This window comes from Caulobacter sp. GW821-FHT12D05 (assembly GCF_058807295.1).
This window is the reverse complement of record NZ_JBXAQO010000002.1, coordinates 479075-505554: the sequence shown is the minus strand read 5'-3', so window position 1 is coordinate 505554 and position 26480 is coordinate 479075. Positions and strand designations below refer to the sequence as shown.

Annotated in this window: 22 protein-coding genes and 1 tRNA gene; 18 read left to right on the top strand and 5 right to left on the bottom strand. The window is 69.1% G+C overall.

Translation table 11 applies throughout. From position 1 onward, the window contains the following. The 9 genes from AC1RRR_RS09880 to AC1RRR_RS09840 all read left to right on the top strand — a co-directional run bounded on the left by AC1RRR_RS09880 (position 1) and on the right by AC1RRR_RS09840 (position 10718). Complete coding sequence (locus tag AC1RRR_RS09880; RefSeq protein ID WP_492812623.1) at positions 1-864, top strand: dienelactone hydrolase family protein; 864 nt, start codon at positions 1-3, stop codon at positions 862-864. A 98-nt stretch (positions 865-962) separates the two neighbouring features. Further along, complete coding sequence (locus AC1RRR_RS09875) at positions 963-1970, top strand: purine-nucleoside phosphorylase (RefSeq protein WP_492812622.1); 1008 nt, start codon at positions 963-965, stop codon at positions 1968-1970. An 89-nt stretch (positions 1971-2059) separates the two neighbouring features. Then, complete coding sequence (locus tag AC1RRR_RS09870; protein ID WP_492812620.1) at positions 2060-2518, top strand: MarR family winged helix-turn-helix transcriptional regulator; 459 nt, start codon at positions 2060-2062, stop codon at positions 2516-2518. Positions 2519-2524: 6 nt separating this feature from the next. Then, positions 2525-4543, top strand: coding sequence for an FUSC family protein (locus tag AC1RRR_RS09865; protein ID WP_492812619.1), 2019 nt, complete (start codon positions 2525-2527; stop codon positions 4541-4543). Beyond that, entirely contained in the window at positions 4540-4749 is a 210-nt protein-coding gene (locus tag AC1RRR_RS09860) for a DUF1656 domain-containing protein (protein WP_492812618.1), read from the top strand. Before AC1RRR_RS09865 ends, AC1RRR_RS09860 begins: the two co-directional genes overlap by 4 nt. A 27-nt stretch (positions 4750-4776) precedes the next feature. After that, entirely contained in the window at positions 4777-5634 is an 858-nt protein-coding gene (locus AC1RRR_RS09855) for an efflux RND transporter periplasmic adaptor subunit (protein WP_492812616.1), read from the top strand. Continuing rightward, on the top strand, positions 5631-7049 hold the full coding sequence (locus AC1RRR_RS09850) for an efflux transporter outer membrane subunit (RefSeq protein ID WP_492812614.1): 1419 nt from the start codon (positions 5631-5633) through the stop codon (positions 7047-7049). The genes AC1RRR_RS09855 and AC1RRR_RS09850 overlap by 4 nt, the downstream gene beginning before the upstream one ends. Before the next feature lie 55 nt (positions 7050-7104). Beyond that, the gene (locus AC1RRR_RS09845) at positions 7105-9084 is read left to right on the top strand and encodes a TonB-dependent receptor (protein WP_492812612.1); all 1980 of its coding nucleotides are present in this window, start codon (positions 7105-7107) and stop codon (positions 9082-9084) included. 134 nt (positions 9085-9218) lie between these two features. Continuing rightward, the gene (locus AC1RRR_RS09840; RefSeq protein ID WP_492813537.1) at positions 9219-10718 is read left to right on the top strand and encodes a GH39 family glycosyl hydrolase; all 1500 of its coding nucleotides are present in this window, start codon (positions 9219-9221) and stop codon (positions 10716-10718) included. On the opposite strand, the gene AC1RRR_RS09835 is transcribed toward AC1RRR_RS09840, so the two are convergent. The 4 genes from AC1RRR_RS09835 to AC1RRR_RS09820 form a co-directional block, all read right to left on the bottom strand. Beyond that, positions 10715-11680: a FecR family protein gene (locus AC1RRR_RS09835; protein ID WP_492812610.1), complete on the bottom strand. Its 966-nt coding sequence runs from the start codon at positions 11678-11680 to the stop codon at positions 10715-10717. The two genes, AC1RRR_RS09840 and AC1RRR_RS09835, sit on opposite strands and share 4 nt — an antisense overlap. Next, positions 11670-12284 carry an RNA polymerase sigma factor gene (locus tag AC1RRR_RS09830; RefSeq protein WP_492812608.1) on the bottom strand — a complete coding sequence of 205 codons (615 nt, stop codon included), beginning with the start codon at positions 12282-12284 and terminating at the stop codon, positions 11670-11672. The genes AC1RRR_RS09835 and AC1RRR_RS09830 overlap by 11 nt, the downstream gene beginning before the upstream one ends. A gap of 6 nt (positions 12285-12290) precedes the next feature. Further along, complete coding sequence (locus tag AC1RRR_RS09825; RefSeq protein ID WP_492812606.1) at positions 12291-15257, bottom strand: TonB-dependent receptor; 2967 nt, start codon at positions 15255-15257, stop codon at positions 12291-12293. Between the two features lie 208 nt (positions 15258-15465). Continuing rightward, positions 15466-18183, bottom strand: coding sequence for a TonB-dependent receptor (locus AC1RRR_RS09820; RefSeq protein ID WP_492812605.1), 2718 nt, complete (start codon positions 18181-18183; stop codon positions 15466-15468). A gap of 260 nt (positions 18184-18443) precedes the next feature. On the opposite strand from AC1RRR_RS09820, the gene AC1RRR_RS09815 reads away from it, so the two are divergent. Next, positions 18444-19145 (top strand): dienelactone hydrolase family protein, encoded by a 702-nt coding sequence (locus tag AC1RRR_RS09815; protein WP_492812603.1) that lies wholly within the window; start codon positions 18444-18446, stop codon positions 19143-19145. 8 nt (positions 19146-19153) lie between these two features. Next, positions 19154-20092 (top strand): alpha/beta fold hydrolase, encoded by a 939-nt coding sequence (locus AC1RRR_RS09810; protein WP_492812601.1) that lies wholly within the window; start codon positions 19154-19156, stop codon positions 20090-20092. Between the two features lie 61 nt (positions 20093-20153). Here AC1RRR_RS09810 and AC1RRR_RS09805 read toward each other — a convergent pair. Then, positions 20154-20228 (bottom strand) — tRNA-Thr (locus tag AC1RRR_RS09805). A gap of 89 nt (positions 20229-20317) precedes the next feature. Here AC1RRR_RS09805 and AC1RRR_RS09800 point away from each other — a divergent pair. From AC1RRR_RS09800 to AC1RRR_RS09770, 7 genes are all read left to right on the top strand, one after another. After that, entirely contained in the window at positions 20318-20773 is a 456-nt protein-coding gene (locus AC1RRR_RS09800) for a hypothetical protein (protein WP_492813535.1), read from the top strand. Positions 20774-20884: 111 nt separating this feature from the next. After that, positions 20885-22174, top strand: a complete 1290-nt coding sequence (gene murA, locus AC1RRR_RS09795) for a UDP-N-acetylglucosamine 1-carboxyvinyltransferase (RefSeq protein ID WP_492812600.1) — start codon at positions 20885-20887, stop codon at positions 22172-22174. A 3-nt stretch (positions 22175-22177) separates the two neighbouring features. Continuing rightward, positions 22178-22612, top strand: a complete 435-nt coding sequence (locus AC1RRR_RS09790) for a DUF2948 family protein (RefSeq protein WP_492812598.1) — start codon at positions 22178-22180, stop codon at positions 22610-22612. A gap of 181 nt (positions 22613-22793) precedes the next feature. After that, positions 22794-22988: a hypothetical protein gene (locus AC1RRR_RS09785; RefSeq protein ID WP_492812597.1), complete on the top strand. Its 195-nt coding sequence runs from the start codon at positions 22794-22796 to the stop codon at positions 22986-22988. A gap of 221 nt (positions 22989-23209) precedes the next feature. Next, a complete protein-coding gene (locus tag AC1RRR_RS09780) occupies positions 23210-24655 on the top strand; it encodes an NCS1 family nucleobase:cation symporter-1 (protein WP_492812595.1) in 1446 nt (481 codons plus the stop codon). 45 nt (positions 24656-24700) lie between these two features. Next, complete coding sequence (gene hisD / locus AC1RRR_RS09775; RefSeq protein WP_492812593.1) at positions 24701-25987, top strand: histidinol dehydrogenase; 1287 nt, start codon at positions 24701-24703, stop codon at positions 25985-25987. Positions 25988-26006: 19 nt separating this feature from the next. Further along, entirely contained in the window at positions 26007-26480 is a 474-nt protein-coding gene (locus AC1RRR_RS09770; protein ID WP_492812591.1) for a UPF0262 family protein, read from the top strand.

The window sequence follows — 26480 nt, the reverse complement described above, 5'->3', positions numbered from 1 at the left end:
ATGTGTGACGACGATATCCACCCCGGCCTGGTTCACGATCCGCGCCTGTCGCGCCGCGCCTTCGGCCTGCTGACGGTGGCGGCCACGGGCGTCGCCTCGGTCGCCCGCGCCGACGACACGGTCGAGGAGAAGGACGTCACCATCAAGACCGCCGACGGCGAGGCCGACGCGGCCCTGTTCTATCCGAAGGGCAAGGGCAAGCACCCGGCGGTGCTGCTGTGGCCCGACGTCATGAGCCTGCGTCCGGTGTTCCGCGACATGGGCCGCCGCCTGGCCGCCGCCGGCTATGTGGTGCTGGTCCCCAACCTCTATTACCGGGTCAAGAAGGCGCCGGTGATCGACGGGACGTTCAACTTCGCCAACCCCGACGACCGCGCGAAGATCACGCCGCTGCGCGCCTCGGTGACGCCGGCCGGCACCTTCAAGGACGCCGAGGCCTATGTCGCCTTCCTCGACGCCCAGCCTCAGACCGACAAGGCCAAGAAGATCGGCGTGCAGGGCTACTGCATGGGCGGTCCGCTGTCGTTCCGCACTGCTGGCGCGGCTCCCGGCCGGATCGGCGCGGTGGCCACCTTCCATGGCGGCGGCCTGATCACCGCCGACGCCGACAGCCCGCACCTGCTGATCCCCAAGACCCACGCCTCGTACCTGATCGAGATCGCCGAGAACGACGATCAGAAGGAACCGGACGTGAAGGACAAGCTGAAGGCCGCCTTCGCCGAGGCCAAGCGCCCGGCCCAGGTCGAGGTCTTCGCCGGCGCGGCCCACGGTTGGACGGTCAAGGGCAGCCAAGTCTACAACGAGGCCGCCGCCGAGACGGCCTGGGCCAACCTGCTGGCGCTGTACAAGAAGGCGCTGGGCTAAGGTCTGGCGCATCGAAATCGAGCAATGACGGGAAGGCCCGCGTCTTCGACGGCGCGGGCCTTCGGCAAATCAGCCTCGAAGGTCGATAGCGTTCAGCCATGACTATTCGACCGCTTTTCCGATTTGCTCTCGCCGCGATTGTCGCCGCGTTCGCCCTGGCGAGCGGCGCCCACGCAGACCCGATCAAGGTCAAGGTCTTCGTGGCCGCCATGTTCGAGATCGGCGAGAACACCGGCGATCGCGCCGGCGAGTTCCAGCCCTGGTACGAACGCTACTGGCGCCAGAGCCCGCCCCGGACCGTGAAGGGCGCCCTCAAGCCCGTCTACTGCAATACCGACGGCGTCTGCGGTTCGATCCTGGGCATGGGCAAGGTCAATGCGTCGGCCTCGATGCAGGCCATCCTGCTGGACCCGGCCTACGACTTCTCGCAGGCCTATTTCATCCTCAGCGGCGTCGGCGGAACCCCGCCGTCGCGTGGGACGATCGGCGACGTCTCCTGGGCCACCTGGCTGGTCGACTATGATCTGGGCCATCGCTGGGCGCCGGAGGAGAACACGCCCGGCGCGCCGACCTTCATGCCGCGAGCCGGCTACGAGGAGTATCGCCGCTTCAAGCTGGATCCGACCCTGGTTGGTTGGGCCGTGCGCCTGTCGCAAGGCGCGCCGATGCAGGACAGCGACGCCGCCCGCCGCTACCGCATGCGTTATGCCGACGCTCGGGCGCGCGCGGCCCCCTCGGTCACGGTCGGCACGCACATGACCGGCGACACCTTCTTCCATGGGCCGGGCTTGTCGAAGGAGGCCCAATACATCGCCAAGCTCTACGGCGCCGACGACTATGTGATCACCGAGATGGAGGCCGTCGCCCTGGCGCTGGTGATCAAGCGCCAGTGGGGAACGGGGCGCATCCTGAGCCTGCGCGGCGCGGTGAACTTCGACCAGGGCGCGCCGGGTGAGACGACCCTGCAGCATCTCGACCCTGCGCCAGGCCAGACAGCCGGCGGCTTTGCCGAGACCGTCGCCAATATCGGCGTGGTCGGATCGCGGGTCGTGGACCACATCGTCGCCGACTGGCCGCAGTGGCGGGACGGTCCTCCGCCGCTCTGAGTCCTTTCACGGCGCCGCTCTTGCGGAAAGATAGGTAGGATGCTATCTATTTTAGATAGGAAGCTACCTATTTAAAAGATCGCCGTTCCATGACCTCTCCTCGCACCCTCGATGAACGCGCCTTCGCTGGCGCCTTGCTGCGTCTGGCGCGCGTGTACCGCAAGGAAGTCAATCGCGCCCTGGCCGCCCACGGCATCTCGGACGCCAAGGCCATGCCGGTGCTGCACATCGCCCGCGCCGGCGGCGGCATGCGCCAGGGGACCCTGGCCGAGGAGATTGGCGTGGAAGGGCCTTCGCTAGTCCGCATCCTCGACCAGCTGGCCCAGGCCGGCCTGGTCGAACGTCGTGACGACCCCTCCGACAAGCGCGCCAAGACCCTGCACCTGACCGCCGAAGGCCAGGCGCTGGCCGCCGTGGTCGAGGACGCCGTACAGGTGGTGCGGGCCCAGATGCTGACGGGTGTCAGCGACGCCGACCTTCAAGCCGCCCTGCGCACCTTCGCCGCCTTCGAGGCCGCCCTGGACGCCGCGGCCGGGCAGGGGGTCTAGGCTCCCATGTTCCCCAAGCTCGATCGGCATACGCTGCTGTTCTCGGTGAACAGTTTCGCGGCGGCGATGCTGGCCCTCTATATCGGTTTCGCCCTGGGCCTGCCGCGCCCGTACTGGGCGATGACCACCGCCTATATCGTCAGCCAGCCGCTGGCCGGGGCCGTGCGCTCCAAGGCCGTCTATCGTGTGCTGGGCACCATACTGGGCGCCATGGCCGCGGTGGCCCTCGTGCCGAACCTGGTCAACGCGCCGTGGCTGCTGTCGCTGGCCCTGGCCCTGTGGGTCGGCGGCTGTCTGACCATCTCGCTGCTGGACCGCACGCCGCGCAGCTATGTGCTGATGCTGGCCGGTTATACGGCCGCGATCATCGGCTTTCCCAGCGTCTCCCAGCCCGGCGCGATCTTCGACGTCGCCGTCTCGCGGGTGATCGAGATCGGCCTGGGCATCCTCTGCGCCACCCTGACCCACAGCCTGGTCTTCCCGCGTCCGGTGGGCGCGGTGCTGCGCGCGCGCCTGAAGACCTGGCTGGGCGAGGCCGACCGCTGGGCGCTGGACGTGCTGCGCGGCGAGGACGCCGAGGCCATCGCCCGCGACCGTCGCCACCTGGCCGCCGCCGCCAGCGAGATCCAGATGTTGGCCGTCCACCTGCCGTTCGACACCTCGCGCCTGCGCGAGACCACCGGCGTCGTCCGCGCCCTGCACGAGCGCATGCTGCTGCTGATCCCGCTGCTGTCGGGCCTGGCCGACCGCATGGAGGCCCTGCGTGAGGTCCGCGACGACCGCGTCCGCGCCGCCCTCAACACGGTGGTCACCTGGATCGAGGCTGGCTCGCCGCGCGACCAGGGCCTGGACCTGATCGAGCGCCTGCAGGACCTCGCCGCCCGTCGTCGCGGCGCGGCCTGGGACAGCCTGCTGATCGAGAGCCTGCTGGTGCGGCTGTCCGACGCCGTCCGCGCCCTGGCCGAGGGCCACGCCCTGATGGCGCGCCTGGACAATCCCGACGCCCCACTGTCGCCGGCCCTGGACGCCTCGGCTAGGGCTAAGGGCCTGCGCCCGATGCACGCCGACCTGCCGCTGGCCCTGCTGTCGGGCGGCGCGGCGGCGATCGCTATCCTGCTGTCCTGCGCGACCTGGATCCTGGCCGGCTGGGGCGACGGGGCGGCCGCGCCGGTGATGGCGGCGGTGTTCTGCTGCTTCTTCGCGGCGATGGACGATCCCGTGCCGGCCATCAAGAACTTCGGCCTGTTCTCGCTGTTCTCGCTGCCGCTGGCGGCGGTCTACATGTTCGCTATCCTGCCGGCGATTGACGGCTTTCCAATGCTGCTGCTGGTCATGGCCCCGCCGCTGCTGCTGCTGGGCCTCTATATCCCCAACCCCGCGACCATGGGCGCCGCCCTGGCCGTGCTGATGGGCTTCTGCAACGCCCTGGCTCTGCAAGAGACCTTCAGCGCCGACTTCGCCGGGTTCCTGAACGGCAATCTGGGCCAGTTCGTCGGCCTGCTGTTTGCGATCATGGTCACGGCCGGCCTGCGTTCGATGGGCGTGGACGCCAGCGCCCGACGGCTGCTGGTGCGCACCTGGAGGGGCCTGGCCCGTCTGGCCCGCGCCCGCCAGGCGCCCGAGCCCGCCGCCTTCGCCGCCATCCTGGTCGACCGTCTGGGCATGCTGACGCCCAAGCTGGCCCAGGCCGGCCAGCAGCATGACTTCGTCGGCGTCGACGCCCTGCGCGACCTGCGGGTCGGCATGAACCTGGTCGCTGTCCAGACCGCCCGTCCGGACCTTTCGCCCGAGGGCAAGAGCCAGCTGGACGCCGCCCTCGACGGCGTCGGCGAGCACTTCGCCGCCCTGGCCGCCGGCCACAGCCGCAAGCCCGGCGAGGACCTGCTGGCCCGTGTCGACGCCGCCCTGCGCAGCCTGTCGATCGCCCCCGCCGCCTCGGCCGTGCAGGGCGTCTCGGGCCTGGTCGGCCTGCGCCGCAACCTGTTCCCGGAGGCTCCCGCCTTCGTTCCGGAGATCGCCCGATGACCGGTGAACTCAATATCGACGGGGTCTTCCTGTCGTCCGTCCTGGTCTCGGCGGTGATCGCCCTGGCCGCCTCGTTCGTGCTGCGTCGCGCCCTGTCGAAGGTCGGAGTCTACCGCTTTGTCTGGCACCCGGCGCTCTTCGACACCGCCTTGTTCGTCATCCTCTGGGCCGCCGTCGTGACGGTTCCATCACCCCTGAAGTTCTGACCCATGCCCCCGCTGAAATCCGTTCTGATGACCACCGCCCGCGTCGCCGTCACTGGCGTCGTCGTCATCGCCGCCCTGGTCGGCGGCAAGGCGTTGTGGACCCACTACCAGGTCGATCCCTGGACCCGCGACGGCCGCGTCCGCGCCGATGTCGTGCAGGTGGCCCCCGATGTCTCGGGCCTGGTCACCCGGGTCGACGCCGCCAACGACCAGACGGTCAAGGTCGGCCAGCCGCTGTTCTATGTCGACCGCGAGCGTTACGCCCTGGCCCTGCGCCAGGCCGACGCCGCCGTCGAGGCCCAGCGCGCGGGTCTCGCCCAGGCCCGCCGTGAGCTCGTCCGCAACCGCGCCTTGGGCGACCTGGTCGCCGGCGAGGTCACCGAGCAGAGCCTGTCCAAGGTCGAGCTGAGCCAGGCGGCCCTGTCCCAGGCCCTGGCGGCGCGGGATGTCGCGGTGCTGAACCTCAAGCGCACCGTGGTGCTGGCCCCGACCGACGGCTTCCTGTCGGACCTGACCTTGCGCACCGGCGACTATGTCACCGCCGGCAAGCCGGTGCTGGCTCTGATCGACAGCCGCTCGTTCCGGGTCGAGGGTTATTTCGAGGAGACCAAGCTGTCAGGTCTGCGGATCGGCCAGCCGGTCAGCATCAAGGTGATGGGCGAGGATCGGCCGCTGAAGGGCCACATCCAGTCGATCGCCGCCGGCATCGAGGACCGCGACCGCGCCGCCAGCGGCAACCTGCTGCCCAACGTCAACCCGACCTTCAGCTGGGTGCGCCTGGCCCAGCGGGTGCCGGTGCGGGTGGCGCTGGACCAGACGCCGCATGACCTGCGCCTGATCGCCGGCCGCACCGCCACAGTGGCGGTGGTGGGAGCGGGTCGATGAGCCCGCTGAAGAGCCTCGCGGTCGCCGGCTCGCTGCTGGTGCTGACCGCCTGCACGACCGTCGGTCCGAACTACAAGCTGCCGGACGAGGCCAAGATCAACGCGCCGACGGCGCAGGGCGCTTTCCTGGGCGCGGCCTCGAAGGCCGTCAGCCAGGACCCGGTCCCGGCCGGCTGGTGGAAGCTCTATGACGACCCGGTCCTGAACGGCCTGGTCGAGGAGGCCCTGGCCGCCAACACCGACCTGCGCGTCGCCGCCGCCAACCTGGCCCGCGCTAGGGCCATCGCTGGCGAGGCCGACGATGCGGGCGGCTTCAAGGTCGGGGCCTCGGCCGCCGCCATGCACTCTCGCGAGTCCGGCGAGCAGTTCCTGAAGGCCGAGCAGCTGCCGGTCGAGAACCTGGCCGATGTGGGCCTGAAGGTCAGCTACCAGGTCGACTTGGTCGGCCGCCTCAAGCGCGCTTCCGAGGCCGCCCATGCCGACGCGGAGGCGTCGCAGGCCGCCCTGGATCTGGCTCGGGTCAGCGTCGCCGCCGACGTCGCCCGCGCCTATGTCGAGGCCTGCGCCAACGGCCACGAGCTGGCGGTGGCCCAGCGCACCTTGGATCTTCAGACCCGTAGCCTCACGGTCACCCAGAAACTGGTGAAGGCCGGTCGCGGCACGGCCGTCGACGTCACCCGCGCCCAGGCGCAGCTGGACCTGTCGCGCGCCAGCCTGCCGACCTACCAGAGCCGTCGCCGCGCGGCGCTGTACAAGCTGGCGACCCTGACTGGCAAGCCGCCGGCGGAGTTCCCCAAGGCGGTCGAAGCCTGCGTGGTCCCGCCGACCCTGACGCGTCCGATCCCGGTCGGCGACGGCGCGGCCTTGCTGAAGCGGCGCCCCGACGTGCGCCAGGCCGAGCGGACCCTGGCCGGGGCCACCGCCCGTATCGGCGTCGCGACGGCGGCGCTCTATCCCAGCATCACCCTAGGCGCCGGGGCGGGCTCGACGGGCCTGCTGGCCGACATCGGCACGGCTCCCGCCAACCGGTGGGGCCTGACCTCGCTGATCAGCTGGACCCTGCCGGGTGAGGGCGAGCGAGCACGGATCCGTCAGGCGGAGGCCGGGGCTGACGGGGCTCTGGCGCGGTTCGATGGCGTTGTGCTGACGGCGCTGCGCGAGACCGAGACCAGCCTGGACGCCTACGCCCACGACCTGCAACGGCAGGCGGCTTTGAAGGCTGCCCGTGACCAGGCGCAATTGGCCGAGAGCCAGGCCCAGCGTCTCTATCGCGCCGGTCGCAGTCCGTACCTCGCGGGCCTCGACGCCCAGCGCACACTGGCGGGGGCCGAGGCGCAGCTGGCGGCGTCGGACAGCCAGGTCGCGGCCGACCAGGTGAACCTGTTTCTGGCCTTGGGCGGCGGCTGGGAACGATAGCGGCGCCATAGGGCTTTGGGCTAAGCATAGCCTTTCGCCAAAGTAGAGTTCGCCTTTGCCCTTCGAAGCCCCGCCGCCCCCGGTCTCAACCGTCGTCGTCGAGGCGCCCCGGCTGCTGCCGTTGCCGGGGCAGGACGTCTTCTCCACCGCCTACTACGACGCCGCCGAGCTAGGCGCGCAGGCGCGGCTGGACGACGTGCTGAAGACCACGCCCGGCGTCTCGCTGTTCCGCCGGACCGGCAGCGACGCGGCCAATCCGACCATCCAGGGCCTGTCGCTGCGGGCCGTCGCGCCGTCGGGCGCCGGCCGGGCGCTGGTGACCCTGGACGGCGCGCCGCAGAACGATCCGTTCGGCGGCTGGGTGATCTGGACCGCCTTGCCGGGCGAGGGCCTGTCCGGCGCGACCATCGTGCGGGGCGCGGGGGCGGGGCCTTACGGCGCCGGCGCGCTGACGGGCGTCGTGGCTCTGCGCGAGCGGGCGACCGGCGGCGGCCTGACCAGCTTCACGGCCGAGATGCGCGAGCGGGACGGCTGGCGCGCGGCGGGGACCCTCGGGACCGATCACCTGCTGCTGACGGCCAGCGGCTCGCGCACCGACGGCTACCGGCCCGTGCGCGGCTCGGCGGCCGGCTCGGCCGATGTGCCGACCACCCTTGAAGACGGCTCGATCGCCGCGCGGGTGCAGGGCGAGGCCGGCGGCGTGCGCTGGGCGGCGCGGGCCTCGACCTTCCAGGAAAAGCGCGGCGCGGGTCTGTTCGGCGCCAAGTCGAACGCCACCGGCAGCTCGCTGGCCGTGACCCTGGCGACCGACGCCTGGCGACTGCAGGCCTGGGCGCGGTCCAGCGACCTGGAGAACACCTCCGCCGCCGTCGCGGCCGGGCGCACCGGCACGACCCCGGCCAACGACCAGTACTCTACGCCCTCCAGCGGCTACGGCCTCAACGCCGCCTGGCAGGGCGCGTTGGGCGAATGGACCTGGGAGCTGGGCGGCGATGTCCGGGCGACCGAGGGCAAGACCAACGAGCTCTTCCGCTACATGACTGGGACCTTCACCCGCCAGCGCACGGCCGGCGGCCGGACCCTGGTAGGCGGGGTCTATGCCGAGACCGCCTGGAGCCGGCCGGACTTCATCCTGGTCGCCGGGGCGCGGCTGGACGGCTGGCGCTCGTACGGTGGCGTGCGGCGCGAGCGCGACACGGCGACGGGGGGGCTGACCCTGGACGCGCCACCGGCCAACGCCTCGGGCGCGACCCCGACGGCCCGCGTGGGCATCCGGCAGCGGCTGTCGGGCGAGACCTGGGTCCGCGCGGCGGCCTATGCGGGCTTCCGGCCACCGACGCTCAACGAGCTGCACCGCCCGTTCCGGGTCGGCAACGACGTCACCGAGTCCAACGCCGCCCTGAAGCCCGAGACCCTGTACGGCGTTGAGGCGGGCCTGGCGGGCGAGGGGGCGGTGCGCTGGAACCTCGGCGTCTTCTACAACCAGGTCTGCGACCCGATCACCAACGTCACGATCGGCATCGGCCCGGGGACCTTCCCGATCGCCGGCTTCATCCCGGCCGGCGGCGTGCTGCGCCAGCGCCAGAACGCTGGCGAGATCAACGCCTATGGCCTCGAAGGCGATGTCGCCGCCGACCTGTCGCCGGCCTGGACCGTCCGCGCGGCGGTCTCGGCGACCCACGCGCGGGTCGAGGGCAGCGGCGCGGTCACCCAACTGGATGGCAAACGACCCGCCCAGGCGCCGGCCCTGACCGCTACCGCCGGTGTCCGCTGGAAGCCGATCGACCGCCTGACCCTCGACGCCGACCTGCGCTACGAGAGCAAGCGCTACGAGGACGACCTGAACCTGCGAACGCTGAAGGCCGGGACGGGTGTCGACCTGCGCGCCGGCTGGGCGCTGTCGCCGACGTCCGAGGTCTATCTGGCCGCCGACAATGCCCTGGATGCGAACCTCGCCGTAGGCCAGACGGCGGATGGCGTCACCAGCTTCTCGGCGCCCCGCACGGTCTATGTAGGCTTCGCTCTGCGGCGCTGATTTGGAATTGTCCTACAATAGACATTGATAGCGCTATCATGGCCGTGTAGCCCTGCTTCTCAACGAAGACGGAAGGAAGCTCCATGCGCCTGTCGCGCCGCGCCTTGCTGGCCGCCATCTCGAGCCTGCCGCTGATGGCGCACGCCGCGCCGGCGCCGCGCGTGATCGCCCTGGACGTGGCCAAGACCACCGGCCCGGTCGACCGCTTCTTCGACCTGTCGATCGGCTCGGACTATCCCGGCACCCTGATCCGCGACGACAGCCAGGCCCAGCTGAAGACCACGGTCGACGAGCTGGGCTTCCGCTACATCCGCTTCCACGCGGTGTTCCACGACGTGCTGGGCACGGTGCAGGTCCAGGACGGCAAGATCGTCTACGACTGGACCAAGCTGGATCAGCTGTACGACGCCCTGTTGGCCAAGGGGATCAAGCCGTTCGTCGAGCTGGGTTTCACGCCCGAGGCGATGAAGACCTCGGACCTGACGATCTTCTACTGGAAGGGCAACACGTCCCACCCGCAGCTGGGCCCTTGGCGCGACCTGATCGACGCTTTCGTCCGCCACATCCGCCAGCGCTATGGCGAGGCCGAGGTGAGGACCTGGTTCTTCGAGGTCTGGAACGAGCCCAACCTAGACGGTTTCTGGGAGAAGGCCGATCAGGCGGCATACTTCGAGCTCTATGACGTCACCGCGCGGGCCATCAAGGCGATCGACCCGGCCTTACGCGTCGGCGGTCCCTCGACGGCCGGCGCGGCCTGGGTTCCGGAGTTCCTGGCCCATGTGAAGCAGAGCGGCGCCCCGGTCGATTTCGTCACCACCCACACCTATGGCGTTGACGGCGGCTTCCTGGACGAGAAGGGCGAGCAGGACACCAAGCTGTCGGCCTCGCCCGACGCCATCGTCGGCGACGTGCGGCGAGTGCGCGAGCAGATCGAGGCTTCCGCCTTTCCCGGCCTGCCGCTGTACTTCACCGAGTGGAGCACCAGCTACACGCCGCGCGACAGCGTCCACGACAGCTATGTCAGCGCTGCCTACATTCTGGAGAAGCTGCGGCGCACCCAGGGGCTGGTGCAGGGCATGAGCTACTGGACCTATACGGATCTTTTCGAAGAGCCCGGCCCGCCGACCAAGCCGTTCGAGGGCGGCTTCGGGCTGATGAACCCGCAGGGGATCCGCAAGTCGGCCTGGTTCGCCTACAAGTACCTGAACGCCCTCAAGGGTCAGGCGCTGGCGACCAGCGACAACCAGGTCTTCGCCGCGCGGGACGGCGAGCGGGTGACGGTGCTGGCCTATGCCTGGCGCCAGCCGGACCAGAAGGTGAGCAACCGGCCGTTCTATCAGCGCCTGCATCCGACCTTCGACGTCGAGCCGTTGAAGCTGCGGGTGGCGGGGCTGAAGCCTGGCCGCTACCGCTTGCGCACGCGCCGCACCGGCTATCGCGCCAACGACGCCTACAGCGCCTATATCGAAATGGGCCTGCCCAAGACCCTGACCGCCGATCAGCAACGCCAGCTGGAGGGCCTGACCCGGGACCGGCCCGAGATCGACAAGGTCGTCGCCGTGCGGGGCGAGGCCATGGTCAACCTGCCCATGCGCGCCAACGACATCGTGCTGATCGAGCTGACGCCGGCCTAGGTCGCGGGGTCCTTGCGCGGCGTCAGGTAGACGCGGCGGCCCTCGGGATGGGCCTTCATGTCCAGCAGGGCGGCGATCATGGTCAGGGACTCGGTCGGCCGGTCCAGCTTGAAGCGGCCGGTGACCTTCAGTTCGCCCAGGCCAGGATCGTGCAGGGCCACGCTCTGGGTCGTGTAGCGGTTCAGGCGGGCGATCACGTACTTCAGCGGCAGGCCGTCGGCGTCCAGCCAGTCCGAGCGCCAGGCCTGGTAGCTATCGGCCTCCAGGCGACCGGCGACCGGGGCGCGGTTCGAGGCCAGCATCAGCCACTCGCCCTTGCCGACCCGGCGCTCGGCGCCGTCGCGATTGACCCGGACCACGCCGTCGAAGACCCGCACCTGAACGGCGTCACTGACCAGCTCGACCTCGAAGGTCGTGCCGACGGCGGTGACCTGGGTGTCGCCGGCCTGAACGCGGAACGGGCGCTTGGCGTCCTTGGCTACGTCGAAGACGGCGTCGCCCTTGGTCAGGGCGATCTCGCGCGCGCCGCGGCTGTAGCGCACCGACACGCCGCTGTCGGCGGCCAGGGTGACGACGGACTTGTCGCTGAGCTGGTGCTCGGCGCGCTGGCCCAGCGGGGTGGCGAACTCCACGGGCTTTTCGACAGCGTCCAGATAGGGGCGGACCAGCACGACGGCCGAAAGACCCGCGACCATGGCGATCCCGGCGGCGATCAGGCCCAGGCGCATCGAGCGCTTCGCTACGGGCGCGGCGCGCACGCGCTCGGCGGCGTCCAGCAAGGCGGTGTCGCGCTGGGTGTCGCGCATCAGGCCGAAGGCGGCGGCGCGGCCGGGGCCGCCGGCCAGCCAGGTCTCCAGCGCCTGGCGCTCTTCAGGCGTCAGCTCGGGCAGGCGGTCCACCCAGTCGGCGGCGATCTCCAGCTCGTCTTCGGACGGCAGACGCCAGTTGTCGTTAGCGCGCATCGCGGCCGCTCCCTTCTCGCGCGGCGTTGACCGCCGCGTCCTGCATCGCGCCGGCCAGTTCGGCCATGGCCCGCACGAGGTGTTTCTTGACCGCCTCGACATTGATCCGGAGATCGTCGGCGATGGCTTGTCTGGACTGGCCGTCGATGTGACGGCGGATGAAGATGTCGCGGCGCAGGGGCGAGAGGCGCTTCAGCGCCTTCTCGAACACAGCGGCCCGCTGTTTGTGCTCCAGCACCGCGTCCGGCAAGGGCAGGTCGCAGCCAAAGTCCTCGTCGCCGATCGGCGACTCGCGCTTGTCGCGTCGCGCCTGGGCGTAGATCAGCGAGTCCGCCACCCGATAGGCATAGGCCAGCGGTTGGGTGATCTCCTGCTTTTGCGCCTGGCGCATCACGGTGAGGAAGGTCTCCTGCAGAATGTCTTCGGCGCGGCCGGGGTCCTTGGACCGGCGCACGATATAGGCCGCGAGCTTGCGCTCGTGGGGCCGCAGCACCGCGATGATGTCGGTCATGGCGCTTCCGGTCGGCATGGTCGTGCGCGCGTCCATGTCGGGTAGAGGCGCGGGACGACCGAACGGGGACAGGGAGAAGATGCTTTTCCGCATGGCGCGTCAGAACTCGTAGGTCACGCCGAGCGTGAAGGTGCGGCCGCTGACCGTGCGGGCGGTCAGGCGCTTGTCGGTGAGGTCGGAGAACTGGGTGATCGGCGCGTTGGTCAGGTTCACGCCCTCGACCACGATCCGCAGACCGCCGGCGGTGTTGTAGTGGGCGGCGAAGTCGATGTTGTTGCTGGCCTTGTAGCCCGAGCCGATCGAGCCGCTGCCGCCGGCGCCGTCCAGATAGCCAGAGCGATAGGCCGACGAGACCCGCGCGCCCCAGCGCTTGGTCTCGTAATAGAGCGTGGCGTTCGAGGTCCATTTCGACAGCTGGAACAGGTCCAGCATGATCGAGACGTCGTCGATCAGCACGTTGGAGCGACCGGCGGCGCGGGTGACGTTGCCGACGAAACCCAGGCCGTCGAACGGGGCGGGCAGGAAGTCGAAGTCGCGCTGCACGGCCAGCTCGATCCCCCGGATCGAGGCGCCGTCGCCGTTCACCGGCCGCACGAAGCCGTAGATCGTGTCGGGTCCGTTGCCGGGCGACAGGAACTCCAGCGGATAACCGGTCGAGCCGTAGGTGACCGAGTTGCTGGCCGTGGTGATGAACGAGTCCATCCGCTTGTAGAACAGGCTGACGGCGAAATAGCCCTGGCGGCCCTGATAGACCTCCAGCGCCCCCTCGATGGCGTCGGCCAGGAACGGGCGCAGGTTGGGGTTGCCGGCCGAGATGGTGCCGCCGAACGGGGCGGAATTGACATTGCCGGCCGCCCGCAGGTCCGAGAGGCTGGGGCGGCTGATGTTGCGATTGACCGAGACGCGCGCCACCACCGAAGGCGTGACGTCCAGGGCCAGGTTCAGGGCCGGCAGCACGCCGTCATAGGTGCTGTGCAGCACCGCCGGCTCCAGCTTGGTCCCGGTATTGACCATGCCCGCCGAGGTCAGATCGGTGGCGTACCAGCGCAGGCCCAGGTCGCCGCGCCAGCTCTTGTCGCCCACGAAGCCGCTGGCGCGCGCCATCAGATAGGCGGCCCAGGTCTTCTCGGTGATCGAATAGTCCGAGCCGGGCATGTCGTCGGCCGCGCTCAGGTCGCGCGGCACATTCAGGCGCGCGAAGGTCGCCTCGATGTCGCCGACGATGTAGGGCCGCAGCGACTTCTCGAAGATCAGTTCCTTCACCGCCTGGGGCGCGGGGCCGCCGGTCGGATAGTCGGTGCGGGCGCGCCGGGTATAGCCGTCGTTGCGGAACGCCTTGTACTGGGCGCCGCCCTCGATCGTCAGCGTCGGGGCGGCCCGATAGTCGAAGTCGATCCGGCCGGTGGTGAACTGGTTGACGACCTGGTCCTCGCGGGTGTCGGCGCGCATGAGGCTCCACTGGGCCGGATCGGCCGGGTCGAAGCCGTAGGTGCTGCTGGCCGCCGCGTCGGCGCCGCGCAGGTCATAGCTGAAGGCCTTGTTGCTGGCCTGCAGGAAGATCTTGTCGAAGACCGGCCCCTCGAAGTCGGACTTCGAATAGCCGGCCATGGCGCGCAGGCGCAGGCGGTCGGCGGCCTGCCATTCGCCGCTGAGCGCCCCTTGCAGGAAGACCGTCGAGTCCTCCGAGCGCTTGTGCTCGCTGCGCAGGTCCACGCCGCTGGAATAGTCGGCATAGACCAGGCTGTTGCCGCGGATCTCGGCGGCGCGCAGGCGCTGGGTTCCCTTGACGTCGCCGGTCAGCGGATTGTCGCCGGCGGCGGCCAGCGAGAACTCGTCGCGATCGTTGGAGAGACGGCCGTACAGCAGGTCGGCGCCCAGCTTCAGGCGATCGCCCGGCTCGTACTGCAGGGCCAGGGTGACGCCCAGGCGGGCGCGGTGGTCGAACCAGGTCGAATAGGTGGCCGCCACCGGCATGACGACCCGATTGGCCCCGGTCCCGTTGATCAGGCGGCTGGCGACACCGGGATCCACACCTGGCCCGATATTGGCCGCGCCAAAGGTCACCGGGGTCCAACCCCAGTTGCGATAGCCGTACTCGTTGGCGTCGTTCTCGCTGTAGGCCACCGAGACCAGCGCCCCGACGTCGCCCCAGCGCTTGGACGCCAGGGCGGCGAAGCGTGGACTGACCGAGCCGGTGGCGCTGTTGGTCAGGGCTTTCGCCGAGAAGGCCAGCTTGTCGCCCGCATAGTCGAACGGCTTGGCGGTGCGCAGCTCGACCGTGCCGCCGATGCCGCCTTCGTCCTGGTCGGCGGCGTACGACTTCCAGACCGTGACCTTGTTGAAGAGTTCGCTGGCGAAGATCGAATAGTCGAAGGCCCGTGTCCGGCTCACCGAGCCGCGATTGTCCATGCCCGAGGCGGTCGAGGCCGAGACCTCCATGCCGTTCAGCTGGGCGCGGGTAAAGTCGGGACCCAGGCCGCGCAGGGCGATCTGGCGGCCCTCGCCGGTGTCGCGCGAGATGGTCATGCCGGGCACGCGCTGCAGGGACTCGGCCAGGTTCAGGTCCGGGAAGGCGGCGATGTCCTCGGCCAGGATCACCTCCTGGTCGCCGGCCACGCCGCGCTTCAGGTCGCGGGCGTGCTGCATGGTCTCGCGAAAGCCGGTGACGACGACGGCGTCGACCTGGGTCGCGGCTTCGGGCGGCGGCGCGTGGCGCACGGGCGGGGCAGGCGGCGGGGCGCCCAGGGGCGAGGCCTCGCGCAGGACATAGCCGCCACCGGCCGCCACGGCGCGCAGGTTCTGGCCGTCGATCAGCCGCTCCAGCGCCTGTCCGGGTGTCAGCAGGCCGCTCACGCCTCGGCTGGTGCGATGGCGGATGTCGGCCAGGGTCATGACCGGCACGTCGGCCTGGCGCGAGAAACTGTTCAGGGCGCGGGACAGGTCGCCGCCCTCGATGGCGAAGCGGCGCGGCGCCTCGGCCCGCGCGGGCGCGACGGCGGCTAGGGCCAGCATCGCGCCGGTCAGCACCGAACCCGAACGCGACAGCCAGGCGCGCCGTGCCGCCATCAGGGTCCTCACAACGGCGACCAGCAAAGCTTCCGGCACCTGGGCGAACCCCTACAAACGGCGCATGTCAGTAATTTGAAGGTTCTGTGGACGGAATGATCGGACCGCCGGGGCGTGGCCCCAAGGCAACGAAAAGAGCGGCAACGCAAAAAGAAGGCCGCCGTCCCGGAAGGACGGCGGCCCCAAGTTCAGGGGATCGATAGAGGGATTAGAACTCGTAGGTCGCGCCGATCAGGATGGTGCGACCGCTGCTGACATTGACCGTGGTCCGCTGGGCGGCGACGTCGGTCCACTGGATGCTGTGCTCGTTGGAGAGGTTGATGCCTTCAACGGTCAGCTTCAGGCCCGACAGCAGGTTGTAGTGGGCGGCGAAGTCGATGTTGTTGGTCGCTTTGTAGCCGTCGCCGATGTTGCCGTTGCCGCCGGCGCCGGTCAGGTACTTGTCCCGATAGGCTGTCGACAGGCGCATGCCCCACTTGTCGGTCTCGTAGTAGATCGTGGCGTTGGCCGAGTACTTCGACAGCTGGAACAGCGGCAGGGTCACCGACTGGCCGCTGATGATCACCGGCGAGGAGCCGTCGGCATAGGTGCCGTTGGCCACGACGCCCAGGTGGTCGAACGGCGCGGGCAGGAAGGTGAAGTCACGCTGGAACGCGACTTCCAGGCCCTGGATGTCGGCGCCGGGGCCGTTCACCGGGCGGCTGACGTTGTACAGGATCGAGCCGTCCTGGCCCGGCAGCAGGAACGACAGCGGGAAGCCGGTCTGCGAGTACGGCATGATGCTGGTCTGCGACGTGATGAACGACGTCAGCTTCTTGTAGAAGACGCCGACCGTGAACGAGCCGACCTTGCCGTCGTAGAATTCCAGCGAGCCTTCGATCGAGTCCGAGGTGAAGGGCGTCAGGTTCGGGTTGCCGGTGCTGATCGTGCCGCCGAACGGAGCGGTGGTGAGCGAGCCGGCGGCGGCCAGGTCGCCCAGGGCCGGGCGGCTGATGTCGCGGTTGGCGCTGAAGCGGACGACCATGCCTTCGTTGACGTCGACGGCCACGTTCAGGGCGGGCAGCCAGCCGTTGTACTTGTGCTGGATCGACACCGGCTGGAGGCTGGTGCCGGTGTTCAGCATGCCGTCCGAGCTGAGCTCGGTCGAATAGTAGCGGACGCCGGCATTGGCGCGGACGCCCTTGCCCAGGATCTCGGTGTTCAGGTCGTATTGCAGATAGGCCGCCTTGGTCTCCTCGGTCACCGTGTAGTTGGTGCCGGGGGTGGCGAACTTGGCGCCCTGGGCTTCCAGGTCACGCGTCTGGCCGATCAGGGCGTAGACCGGATCGACGTCGCCGACGATGTAGGCGCCCAGCGACTTGAACGGCACGACCATCTTCAGATTGTCGGGGATCTTGGTGTTGGCCGGGACGTTCCGGAACTGCTTGTCGCCCCACTGCGCGCCGAAGTTCTTGAACTTCTTGTACGAGACGCCGCCCTTGAAGCTGGAGGTCTCGTTCAGGGCGTAGTCGCCGTCGAACTTGGCGTTGGCATACTCCGAGGAAATACGATTTTCCTGGGTGTCCATCCGCATCAGGTCCCACTTGGCCGGATCGGTCACGCCGGCGCCGTAGGTGTTGACCGGCATGCTGGGACGGTCGTCGAAGCTGAAGGCGTAGTTCTTGGATTCCAGGAACACCTTGTCGAAGACCGGCAGGGCGTAGGTCGACTTCGAGTAGCCGACCAGGCCGGTCAGCAGCAGCTTGTCGGTGGCCTGGTACGAGCCGCTCAGACCCAGCTGATAGAACTTGGTTTTGTCTTCTTCGCGGTTGAACTCGCTGCGGATGTCGACGCCGGTGTAGCTGGCGGCCATCAGGGTGTTGCCCTGGATCACGGCGCTCTGCATCACCTGGGTGCCGGTGATGTTGCCGGTCAGGCTGTTGATGCCCGAAGTGGCCAGCGAGAAGTTCTGGCGGCTGTTTTCCAGCTGGCTGTACAGACCGTCGAAGTCCAGCTTCAGCTTGTCGCCTTGGTATTGCAGGGCCACGGTCGCGCCCAGGCGCTTGCGGTGGTCGAACCAGGTCGAATAGGTGTTGGCCTGCGGGGCGAAGATGGTCGGGGTGGCGGCCGTCAGCTTGGCGGCGTCGGCGGCGCTGACGCCCGGACCGATGTTGGCGGCGTTGCCGCGAATGGCGCCCCAGTTGAAGCTGCGATAGCCGAACTCGTTGCTGTCGTTCTCACCGTAGGCGATCGAGGCCAGGGCGCCGAAATTGCCCCAGCGGTTCGAGATCAGGCCGACCACGCGCGGGGTGACCTTGTCGTCGGCATTGCTGTTGCGCTGGGCCTTGGCCGACAGCACGGCCTTGAAGCCGGCATAGTCGAACGGCTTGGCGGTCTGCAGCTGGACCGTGCCGCCGATGCCGCCTTCGTCCTGCTCGGCTGCGTACGACTTCTGCACCGTCACGCGGTTGAACAGTTCCGAGGCGAACAGGCTGAAGTCGAAGGCGCGCGAGCGGCTGACGCCACCGCGGTTGTCCATGCCCGAGGCGGTGTTGCCCAGCACTTCCATGCCGTTCAGCTGGGTGCGGGTGAAGTCGGGGCCCAGGCCGCGCAGGGTGATCTGACGGCCTTCGCCGCTGTCGCGCGAGATGGTCACGCCGGGGATGCGCTGCAGCGATTCCGCCAGGTTCAGGTCGGGGAAGGCGGCGATGTCTTCGGAGACGATCACGTCGACGGCGCCGACGGCCTTACGCTTCAGGTCGCGGGCGTGCATCAGGCTGTCGCGGAAGCCGGTGACGACGATCGCGTCGATCTCGTCCGCGGCCGGCTCGGCGGCGGGCGCCGGAGCAGGGGCAGCCGCGTCGGCCGCATGGGCTTGCGCCGCGCCCAGCAGGGCGACGGACAGCGCCGTGGTGGTCAGAAGGTTGAACTTTATGGCTTTTTTCATGGCCCCGATCCCTTGCGGTTCTGGTGACGGGACGGGGAGGGTTCCCCGCGATCGTCGGCCGGGGAGAGGGCGCTGAGCCGCCGCCGGGGACAGGTTTGGGCCCGGGTTTTATGTGAAATGTTTGCGACGGATGGCGTGGTCGATCCGTTGGCGGACGATCGTCGAGGCGGGCCGTCAGGCCTAAACTCACTGCGACTTCGTTCAATCGCCGCGCCGGCCCGCGTCGCAGTCTGAAGGCTCCCGCAAAGGAGCCCAAGACCATGGACGAAACCCTGACCATCGAGGCCGGCGATGGCCGGTTCACCGCGCTTGTCGTGCGTCCGGACGATCCCCGTCCCGCGCCTGTCATCGTGGTCCTGCAGGAGATCTTCGGCGTCAACGCCGGCATCCGCCAGATCGCGGCCGGGTACGCGGTGCAGGGCTATATCGCCGTCTGTCCCGACCTGTTCTGGCGCTTCGAGCCGGGCCTGTCGCTGTCCGAGCATACCGAGGCCAACTGGAAAAAGGGCTTCGACTATTACGGCCGCTACGACTTCGACCAGGGCGCGGACGACATCCTGCGCACCCTTGAAGCCGCGCGGACCCTGGACGGCGGTAGCGGCAAGGTCGGGCTGACCGGCTACTGCCTGGGCGGCCTGCTGACCTTCCTGGGCGCGGCGCGGGGACAGCCTGACGCGGCGGTCGTCTACTATCCCGGCGGGGCCGAGCGGTATGTCGGCGAGGGCGGCAAGGTCGAGTGTCCGCTGCTGATGCATCTGGCCGGCGAGGACGAATATATCGGCCACGAAGCCCGCCAGACGATCGTCGATGGGCTGAGCGGCAATCCCAACATCGAGATCCACGTCTATCCGGGCCGCAACCACGCCTTCGCCCGGCCGGGCGGTGATCACTACGACGAGGCCGACGCCCTGACCGCCAACGGGCGCACCCAAGCTTTCTTCCGCCAGCACCTGACCGCGTGAGGACCGACATGGCTTTGCAAGACTTCACCACCGGCCGGCGCGGCCTGCTGGGCTCGGCCCTGATCGGCGTGCTGGCTGCCGGGCTGGCCAGCCCCGCGCGGGCGGCGACCCGCGCCGTGGACGCCCCGACCCAGCACATCGACGTCGGCGGCCGAAAGCTCGCCTATCGCAGCATCGGAACCGGCCAGCCGCTGGTGCTATGCACCCGCTTCCGGGGCACGATCGATGACTGGGATCCGCTGTTCCTCGATAGCCTTGCCGGGCAGGGCTTCCAGGTCATCACCTTCGACTATTCGGGCCTGGGCTTTTCGACCGGCGAGCCGACCCTGAACCCGTTCGCCTGGGCCAAGGACGCCGGCGACCTGATCGCGGCGCTGAAGCTGAAATCGGTGGTGCTGCTGGGCTGGTCGCTGGGCGGCATCGCGGCCCAGGCGGCGCTGTCGATCTTTCCGGACAAGATCAGCCACCTGGTGTTGGTCGGCACTACGCCGCCCGGACCGGTCCCGAAGCTGGCCGAGCCCTTGTTCTATGAGGCCGCCGCGCGGGAGAACGACTTCGAGGACGAGGTGATCCTGTTCTTCGAGCCCAACTCGCCCGCCAGCCGCGCCGCCGCCAAGGCCAGCCACGACCGCATCGCCGCCCGCAGAGGGGAGCGCGCTCCGCCGGTACCCTACAAGTGGGCCGCGCAGAACCTGGGCGATGCGCCCAAGGCCAATCCGTTCCCGGCTCCGCCGATCCTGGCGATCCTGAAGTCTACGACGATCCCGATCCTGCACATCGGCGGCGACCACGACCTGATCTGCCCGATCGAGAACTGGTACGCCCTGAACGACCAGCTGCCGACCTTGCAGCTGCTGACCTATCCCAACGCCGGCCACGGACCGCAGCACCAGCATCCGGTCTCAAGCGCAGCGCACATCGCCACCTTCGTGAAGGTGCGCGACTAAACGCCTAAATGTTGGAAATCTCTTCGGAATGGTGGGGATCCAAGCTGTGCTTGGATCCCCATGGTGCCACGACAGGGACTCGAACCCTGGACCTCAGCCTTACCAAGGATGCGCTCTACCACTGAGCTACCGCGGCGAAGAGGAGGGGCGTATAGCGAGGAGAATCGCGGATGCAAAGCCCTAAATCGCCTTGACCGCAGAACTTTGTCGCCGCACCCCGTGCGCATGCCGATCAGCGACGACAAGACGACCCGCGAAGCCAAGCTCGCCGAAGCGCTCAGAACGAACCTCCGTAAGCGGAAAGCCGCGGCCCGTGGGAGTTCTGGCGGGGATGCCGACCTTGCGACCGCCGCCGCCGAGGCCGCGCCCAAGCCGTATAACGTCGTTCGAAGCTTGCTGGGGATAACTCATCGCGATGGCGGCCGGGTCGATTTGACGGTCGAGCTTTCGGCGCCGTTTCCGAATCCGGAAGGCGAGGGCTGGGCGGTCGCGGTGCGGCTGGCGGGCGACGGCGGCCAGTTCGACACCGAGCATGGCAAGGCCGCCTTCGGGCGCGACGGCCTTTCGGCGATGCGCAAGGCGATCGATCTGGCCCAGGTGGCCCTGGACATCGCCGGCGCGACCCACGACCTGCGCTGGCCCGACGACGAGCGCCCCTACGACCTGTCGGCCCCGATTTAACAGGGCAATTTCGGTGTGGAGCCCTTGCAACCCCTCTTGCAACGGATAGAACCCGCCCCTCACATGTGGACCGCGCGGCGACCCCCACCTCCGCGCGTTCGAGGGACTTGAATGGATCGCATCGCCATCACCGGCGGCGCGCGGCTGAACGGGTCGATCCCGGTCAGCGGCGCCAAGAACTCTGCCATCAAGCTGATGGCGGCCAGCCTGCTCACGGATGAGCCGCTGCGCCTGACCAATATGCCGCGCCTGGCGGATACGCGCTTCCTGGGCAAGCTGCTGTCGCGCCTGGGCGTCGCGGTCACCGAGAGTGACGGTCCCGATGGCCAGCAGACCCTGTTGCACGCCGCCGAGATCACCAGCGGTTTTGCGCCCTACGACCTGGTCCGCCAGATGCGCGCCTCGTTCAACGTGCTGGGCCCGCTGGTCGCCCGTTCGGGCCAGGCCAAGGTCTCGCTGCCGGGCGGCTGCACGATCGGCGCGCGCCCGGTCGACCTGCACCTGCAGGCGCTGGAAGCCCTGGGCGCCAAGATCGATCTGCACGAAGGCTATGTCTACGCCCAGGCCCCGCGCGGCCTGAAGGGCGCGGAGATTCACTTCCCGATCGTGTCGGTGGGCGCGACCGAGCACGCCATGCTGGCCGCGGTGCTGGCCGACGGCGTCTCGGTGATCCACAACGCCGCCTGCGAGCCGGAACTGGTCGACCTGCAGGAATGCTTGAACGCCATGGGCGCCAAGGTCGAGGGCGCGGGCACCCCGACGGTGACCATCACCGGCGTCGCTCGCCTGAAGGGCGCGACCCACGCGGTGATCCCCGACCGGATCGAGATGGGCACCTATGCCGTCGCCGCCGCCATGGCCGGCGGTGAAGTGCGCCTGACCAACGCCCGTCCGGGCCTGATCGACAGCCTGCTCACCAAGCTGGAAGAAGCCGGGGCCGGCGTCGAGCACACCGCCGACGGCTGCATCATCCGCCGCAACGGCTCGCGCCTGAACGCCGTGGATATTGAGACCGCGCCGTTCCCGGGCTTCGCCACCGACCTGCAAGCCCAGTTCATGGCCCTGATGACCACCGCGAACGGCGAGAGCCGCATCCGCGAGACCATCTTCGAAAACCGCTTCATGCACGCCCCCGAGCTGATGCGCCTGGGCGCCGACATCTCGGTCTCGGGCGGCGAGGCCCGCGTGCGCGGCGTCGAGCAGCTGGAAGGCGCCGAGGTCATGGCCACCGACCTGCGCGCTTCGGTCAGCCTGGTGATCGCCGGCCTGGTCGCGCGCGGCGAGACCACGGTCAGCCGCATCTATCACCTGGACCGCGGCTTCGAGCGTCTCGAAGAGAAGCTGGGCGCTTGCGGCGCTCAGGTCCGTCGCATCAAGGGCGACGGCGAGCCGGAGCTCTAGACGATGGCGGACCCCAAGCCCCTGCGCCTGCTGGCTCAAGACGCCGACGACCTGGGCGTGCTGTCGGCCGCCCTTCAGGACGCCGTGGCCAAGATCGGCGACATCCGTTGGGATGCGCAAAGCCGCACCCTGACCATCGCCTGCAACCGCTTCCGCTGGGAAGGGGCTGGGAAGAAGGGCGAGCGCGTGCGTTCGGCCCTGCAGTTCGGCGACGTCTCAGGCGTCCAGGCGCGCAACCTGCGCCGCGACGCCAAGGGCGCGGTGGTCTCGCTGATGTCGATCGGCTTCGAGCCGGCCGAGGAAGCGCCGGCCGGCCTGGTGGTGCTGACCTTCTCGGGCGGCGGCGACATGCGGGTTTCTGTGGATTGCCTAGACGTGGCTCTGGCCGACGTTTCGGACCCCTGGACCACACCCCGGACACCGGGCCACGCGGACTAGGAATTAGGCGCCTGCTCAATCCCTGAGCGGCGCCTTTTTTCTGATCTTTCGGCGGGCAGGGCCGGCGCCGGGGATTCGTCCCACGCGGTAGTGATCGCTGGGCCAATTCTCCTGAGACGCGAGCGGCGTTAGGTTAACGCCATGCGCCCACCAGAGGCGCGATCGTCTAGGGAGGCCCTCGATGGCCCGGAAGTCGTCCTATGCGGCTGGCGAAGTCCAGCCGGTTTTCTTCCGTTCGTGCGACATCTCCAAGCCTGAGCCGCCCGTGCTGCGGCATGGCGGGCCGTGCTTCGACTGGGGCCGAGCCACGCTGGTGGCGCTGAGCTTCGTGTTCTGCGCGGGCCTGGCGACCCTGGCCTACGCGGCGCTGAGCTAAACAAACCCGCCTTCCTAGGCCTTGTGCCTAGGACCCATCGTTCCGCTTGCTCGGAGTGGAAGGGCGCGCGCCGCGACGTACGGCGTCCCCTCGGGAGGAGTCGAGTTAGCGGATCCATGGGTCCTAGGCACAAGGCCTAGGAAGACATGATTTGTTGATGGGTGAGCGAACGCTGTTCGGCTGATTGCTATCTCGCGCGAACCCGCCCTAAGCTTCGCCGCATGAGCACGCCCGACAGCGACCTGTGGAACGAAGACCTGGCCCCGACCAGTGATGCGCAGCGCACTTGGCGCTGGCGCCACTTCGCGGCGCTGTGGCTGGGCATGGTCATCTGCGTGCCGGCCTACATGCTGGCCTCTGGCCTGATCGAGCAGGGCATGTCGGCGGGGCAGGCGGTGGCGACCGTGCTGCTGGGCAATCTGGTCGTGCTGGTCCCGATGCTGCTGATCGGCCACGCCGGCGCGCGCTGGGGCGTGCCTTATGCGGTGCTGGCCCGCGCGTCGTTCGGCTGGAAGGGCGCGCGAGTCCCCGCCGTGGCGCGGGCGATCGTCGCCTGCGGCTGGTACGGCATCCAGACCTGGATCGGCGGCGGGGCGCTCTTGACCCTGCTGGGCGTGATCGTCGGCAAGAAGCTGGAGGGCGCGCCGTTGCCGCTCTTGGGCATCGGCCTTGGCCAGCTGCTGGCCTTCTTCGCCTTCTGGGCCATCCAGCTCTTGTTCGTCACCAAGGGCCTGACGGCGGTGCGCAAGCTCGAGACCTGGACCGCGCCGATCAAGATCCTGATCTGCGGCCTGATGGTCTGGTGGGCGGTCAGCAAGGCCGGCGGCCTGGGCCCGATCTTCCATCAGCCCTCGGCCTTCGTCGAAGGCGGCGCCAAGGCCGGTCAGTTCTGGAGCGTCTTCGCGCCCGCCCTGACGGCCATGGTCGGCTTCTGGGCGACGCTCGCTCTGAACATCCCCGACTTCACGCGGTTCGCCCGCGCCCAGTCCGATCAGATCATCGGCCAGGCCGTGGGCCTGCCGGCGCCGATGGGTCTGCTGGCCCTGGTCAGCGTGGTGACGACCTCGGCCACGGTCATCGTGTTCGGCAAGGCGATCTGGGACCCGGTGCAGCTGGCCGGCGACATCGGCGGCATCGCCGTGGTCGTGGGCCTGCTGATCATCAGCCTGGACACCGTGTGCTGCAACATCGCCGCCAACCTGGTGGGACCTGCCTATGACTTCTCGGCCCTGTGGCCCAGCAAGATCAGCTATCGCATTGGCGGTTGGATCACGGCCGGCATCGGCGTGCTGATCATGCCCTGGAAGCTGCTGGAGACCACCCAGGGCTACATCTTCACCTGGCTGGTCGGCTACGGGGCGCTCTTGGGGCCGATCGCCGGGATCCTGATCGTCGACTACTGGATCGTGCGGAAGGCCCAGCTGGTCGTGGACGACCTCTACGCCAAGGACGGGGCCTATGCGTATCGCGGCGGCTGGAACGTCGCGGCGATCGTGGCGCTGGTGCTGGGCGTGCTGCCGAACCTGCCGGGCTTCCTGGCAGCCGCCGCGCCGCACCTGTTCGGAGGCGTCGGCGCGTTCTGGATGGGGCTCTACACCTACGCCTGGTTCGTGGGCCTGGCGATCGCGGCGGGGGTGTACGGGGTGATGATGCGGGGTCGCCCTTAGCCTTTCTCACTTGCTTGCCGCCGTAAAAGCCGCATTTAAGCGGCCATGCGCCGTTTCTCCTTCACCGCCCCGGATTTCCAGGCCGCCTTCAAGGCCTTTCTCGACGAGCGTCGCGGCTCGCCGGCCGATGTCGACGCCGCCGCCGCGAGCGTGCTGGAAGCGGTGAAGACCCATGGCATCGACGCCGTGCTCGACTACAGCCGCAAGTTCGACAAGGTCGAGCTGACCGCCGAGACCATCCGCGTCACCGCCGACGAGATCGAGCAGGGCTGGGCCGACACCGCCGTCGACGTGCGTGAGGCCATCGCCTTCGCCGCCGCCCGCATCCGCGCCTATCACAGCCGCCAGCGGCCGGCCGACCAGGCCTGGACCGACGAGGCCGGCGTCGAGCTGGGCTGGCGCTGGACTCCGCTGGAGGCCGTGGGCGTCTACGTCCCCGGCGGCCGCGCGGCCTATCCCTCGACCGTGCTGATGAACGCCGTGCCCGCCCAGGTGGCCGGCGTCGACCGCATCGCCATGGTCACCCCGCCCGGCAAGCTGCAGCCCGCCGTGCTGGCCGCCGCCAAGGAAGCCGGCGTGACCGAGATCTGGCGCGTGGGCGGGGCCCAGGCCGTCGCCGCGCTTGCCTACGGGGCTGGCCCGATCCAGCCGGTCGACAAGATCGTCGGCCCCGGCAACGCCTATGTCACCGCCGCCAAGCGCCGCCTGTACGGCGTGGTCGGCATCGACGCCCTGGCCGGCCCGTCCGAGATCGTCGTGGTCGCCGACAACAAGAACAATCCCGACTGGATCGCCGCCGACCTGCTCAGCCAGGCCGAGCACGACCCGGCCGCCCAGTCGATCCTGATCACCGACGACGAGGCCTTCGCCGCCGCCGTCGAGGCCGCCGTGATTGAACGCCTCAAGACCCTGGCCACCGGCGAGGACGCCGCCACCTCGTGGCGCGACCACGGCGCGGTGATCATCGCGCCGTTGGATGAGAGCCCGGCCCTGGTCGACGCCATCGCGCCCGAACACGTCGAGTTCGCCCTCGACAATCCGGAAGCTCTGTCGGACCGCGTGCGTCACGCCGGTGCGATCTTCCTGGGCCGCGTGACGCCGGAAGCCATCGGCGACTATGTGGCCGGCTCCAACCACGTGCTGCCGACCAGCCGCGCGGCGCGCTTCCAGTCGGGTCTGTCGATCTACGACTTCATCAAGCGCACCTCGATCGTGAAATGCGACGCGGCCTCGTTCGGCATCCTGGGACCGCACACCGTGGCCCTGGCCAAGGCCGAGGGTCTGCCGGCTCACGCCCTATCCGCGTCGATCCGGTTGCCTTCCGCCGACTGACACGCCAACGTCAGCGCAGATGAGCAGCGACACCAGCCACAGCATCAAGTCGATCGAGATCGACGAGGACAGCCTCGCGGCCGCCTCGCGCGACCAGGAGCAGGAGCGCCAGGTCGCGATCTTCGATCTCCTGGAGAGCAACTATTTCGAACCGGCCGAGGCGGGCGGCGGGCCGTACGACATCCGCCTGTCGCTGATCGAGAACCGCCTGGCCTTCGACATCAAGGGGCCCGCTTACGAGCGCCGGCACCTGCTGTCGCTGTCGCCGTTCCGGGGCGTGATCAAGGACTACTTCCTGATCTGCGACAGCTACTACTCGGCGATCCGTAACTCGACGCCGCAGCAGATCGAGGCCTTGGACATGGGCCGGCGCGGGCTGCACAACGAGGGCTCGGGCCTGCTGCGCGAGCGGCTGGAGGGCAAGGTCAAGACCGACCTGGACACCGCCCGGCGCCTGTTCACCCTGATCTGCGCGCTGCACTGGCGGGGCTAG

Bases quoted from the DNA above. Each gene is read 5' to 3' on its own strand.
- AC1RRR_RS09850 (WP_492812614.1), top strand. From the start codon at position 5,631: ATGAGCCCGCTGAAGAGCCTCGCGGTCGCCGGCTCGCTGCTGGTGCTG.
- hisD (WP_492812593.1), top strand. From the start codon at position 24,701: ATGCGCCGTTTCTCCTTCACCGCCCCGGATTTCCAGGCCGCCTTCAAG.
- AC1RRR_RS09815 (WP_492812603.1), top strand. From the start codon at position 18,444: ATGGACGAAACCCTGACCATCGAGGCCGGCGATGGCCGGTTCACCGCG.
- AC1RRR_RS09810 (WP_492812601.1), top strand. From the start codon at position 19,154: ATGGCTTTGCAAGACTTCACCACCGGCCGGCGCGGCCTGCTGGGCTCG.
- AC1RRR_RS09870 (WP_492812620.1), top strand. From the start codon at position 2,060: ATGACCTCTCCTCGCACCCTCGATGAACGCGCCTTCGCTGGCGCCTTG.
- AC1RRR_RS09830 (WP_492812608.1), bottom strand. From the start codon at position 12,284: ATGCGGAAAAGCATCTTCTCCCTGTCCCCGTTCGGTCGTCCCGCGCCT.
- murA (WP_492812600.1), top strand. From the start codon at position 20,885: ATGGATCGCATCGCCATCACCGGCGGCGCGCGGCTGAACGGGTCGATC.
- AC1RRR_RS09875 (WP_492812622.1), top strand. From the start codon at position 963: ATGACTATTCGACCGCTTTTCCGATTTGCTCTCGCCGCGATTGTCGCC.
- AC1RRR_RS09800 (WP_492813535.1), top strand. From the start codon at position 20,318: ATGCCGATCAGCGACGACAAGACGACCCGCGAAGCCAAGCTCGCCGAA.
- AC1RRR_RS09865 (WP_492812619.1), top strand. From the start codon at position 2,525: ATGTTCCCCAAGCTCGATCGGCATACGCTGCTGTTCTCGGTGAACAGT.
- AC1RRR_RS09790 (WP_492812598.1), top strand. From the start codon at position 22,178: ATGGCGGACCCCAAGCCCCTGCGCCTGCTGGCTCAAGACGCCGACGAC.
- AC1RRR_RS09785 (WP_492812597.1), top strand. From the start codon at position 22,794: ATGGCCCGGAAGTCGTCCTATGCGGCTGGCGAAGTCCAGCCGGTTTTC.
- AC1RRR_RS09770 (WP_492812591.1), top strand. From the start codon at position 26,007: ATGAGCAGCGACACCAGCCACAGCATCAAGTCGATCGAGATCGACGAG.
- AC1RRR_RS09835 (WP_492812610.1), bottom strand. From the start codon at position 11,680: ATGCGCGCTAACGACAACTGGCGTCTGCCGTCCGAAGACGAGCTGGAG.
- AC1RRR_RS09860 (WP_492812618.1), top strand. From the start codon at position 4,540: ATGACCGGTGAACTCAATATCGACGGGGTCTTCCTGTCGTCCGTCCTG.
- AC1RRR_RS09855 (WP_492812616.1), top strand. From the start codon at position 4,777: ATGACCACCGCCCGCGTCGCCGTCACTGGCGTCGTCGTCATCGCCGCC.
- AC1RRR_RS09825 (WP_492812606.1), bottom strand. From the start codon at position 15,257: ATGGCGGCACGGCGCGCCTGGCTGTCGCGTTCGGGTTCGGTGCTGACC.
- AC1RRR_RS09780 (WP_492812595.1), top strand. From the start codon at position 23,210: ATGAGCACGCCCGACAGCGACCTGTGGAACGAAGACCTGGCCCCGACC.
- AC1RRR_RS09820 (WP_492812605.1), bottom strand. From the start codon at position 18,183: ATGAAAAAAGCCATAAAGTTCAACCTTCTGACCACCACGGCGCTGTCC.
- AC1RRR_RS09840 (WP_492813537.1), top strand. From the start codon at position 9,219: ATGGCGCACGCCGCGCCGGCGCCGCGCGTGATCGCCCTGGACGTGGCC.
- AC1RRR_RS09880 (WP_492812623.1), top strand. From the start codon at position 1: ATGTGTGACGACGATATCCACCCCGGCCTGGTTCACGATCCGCGCCTG.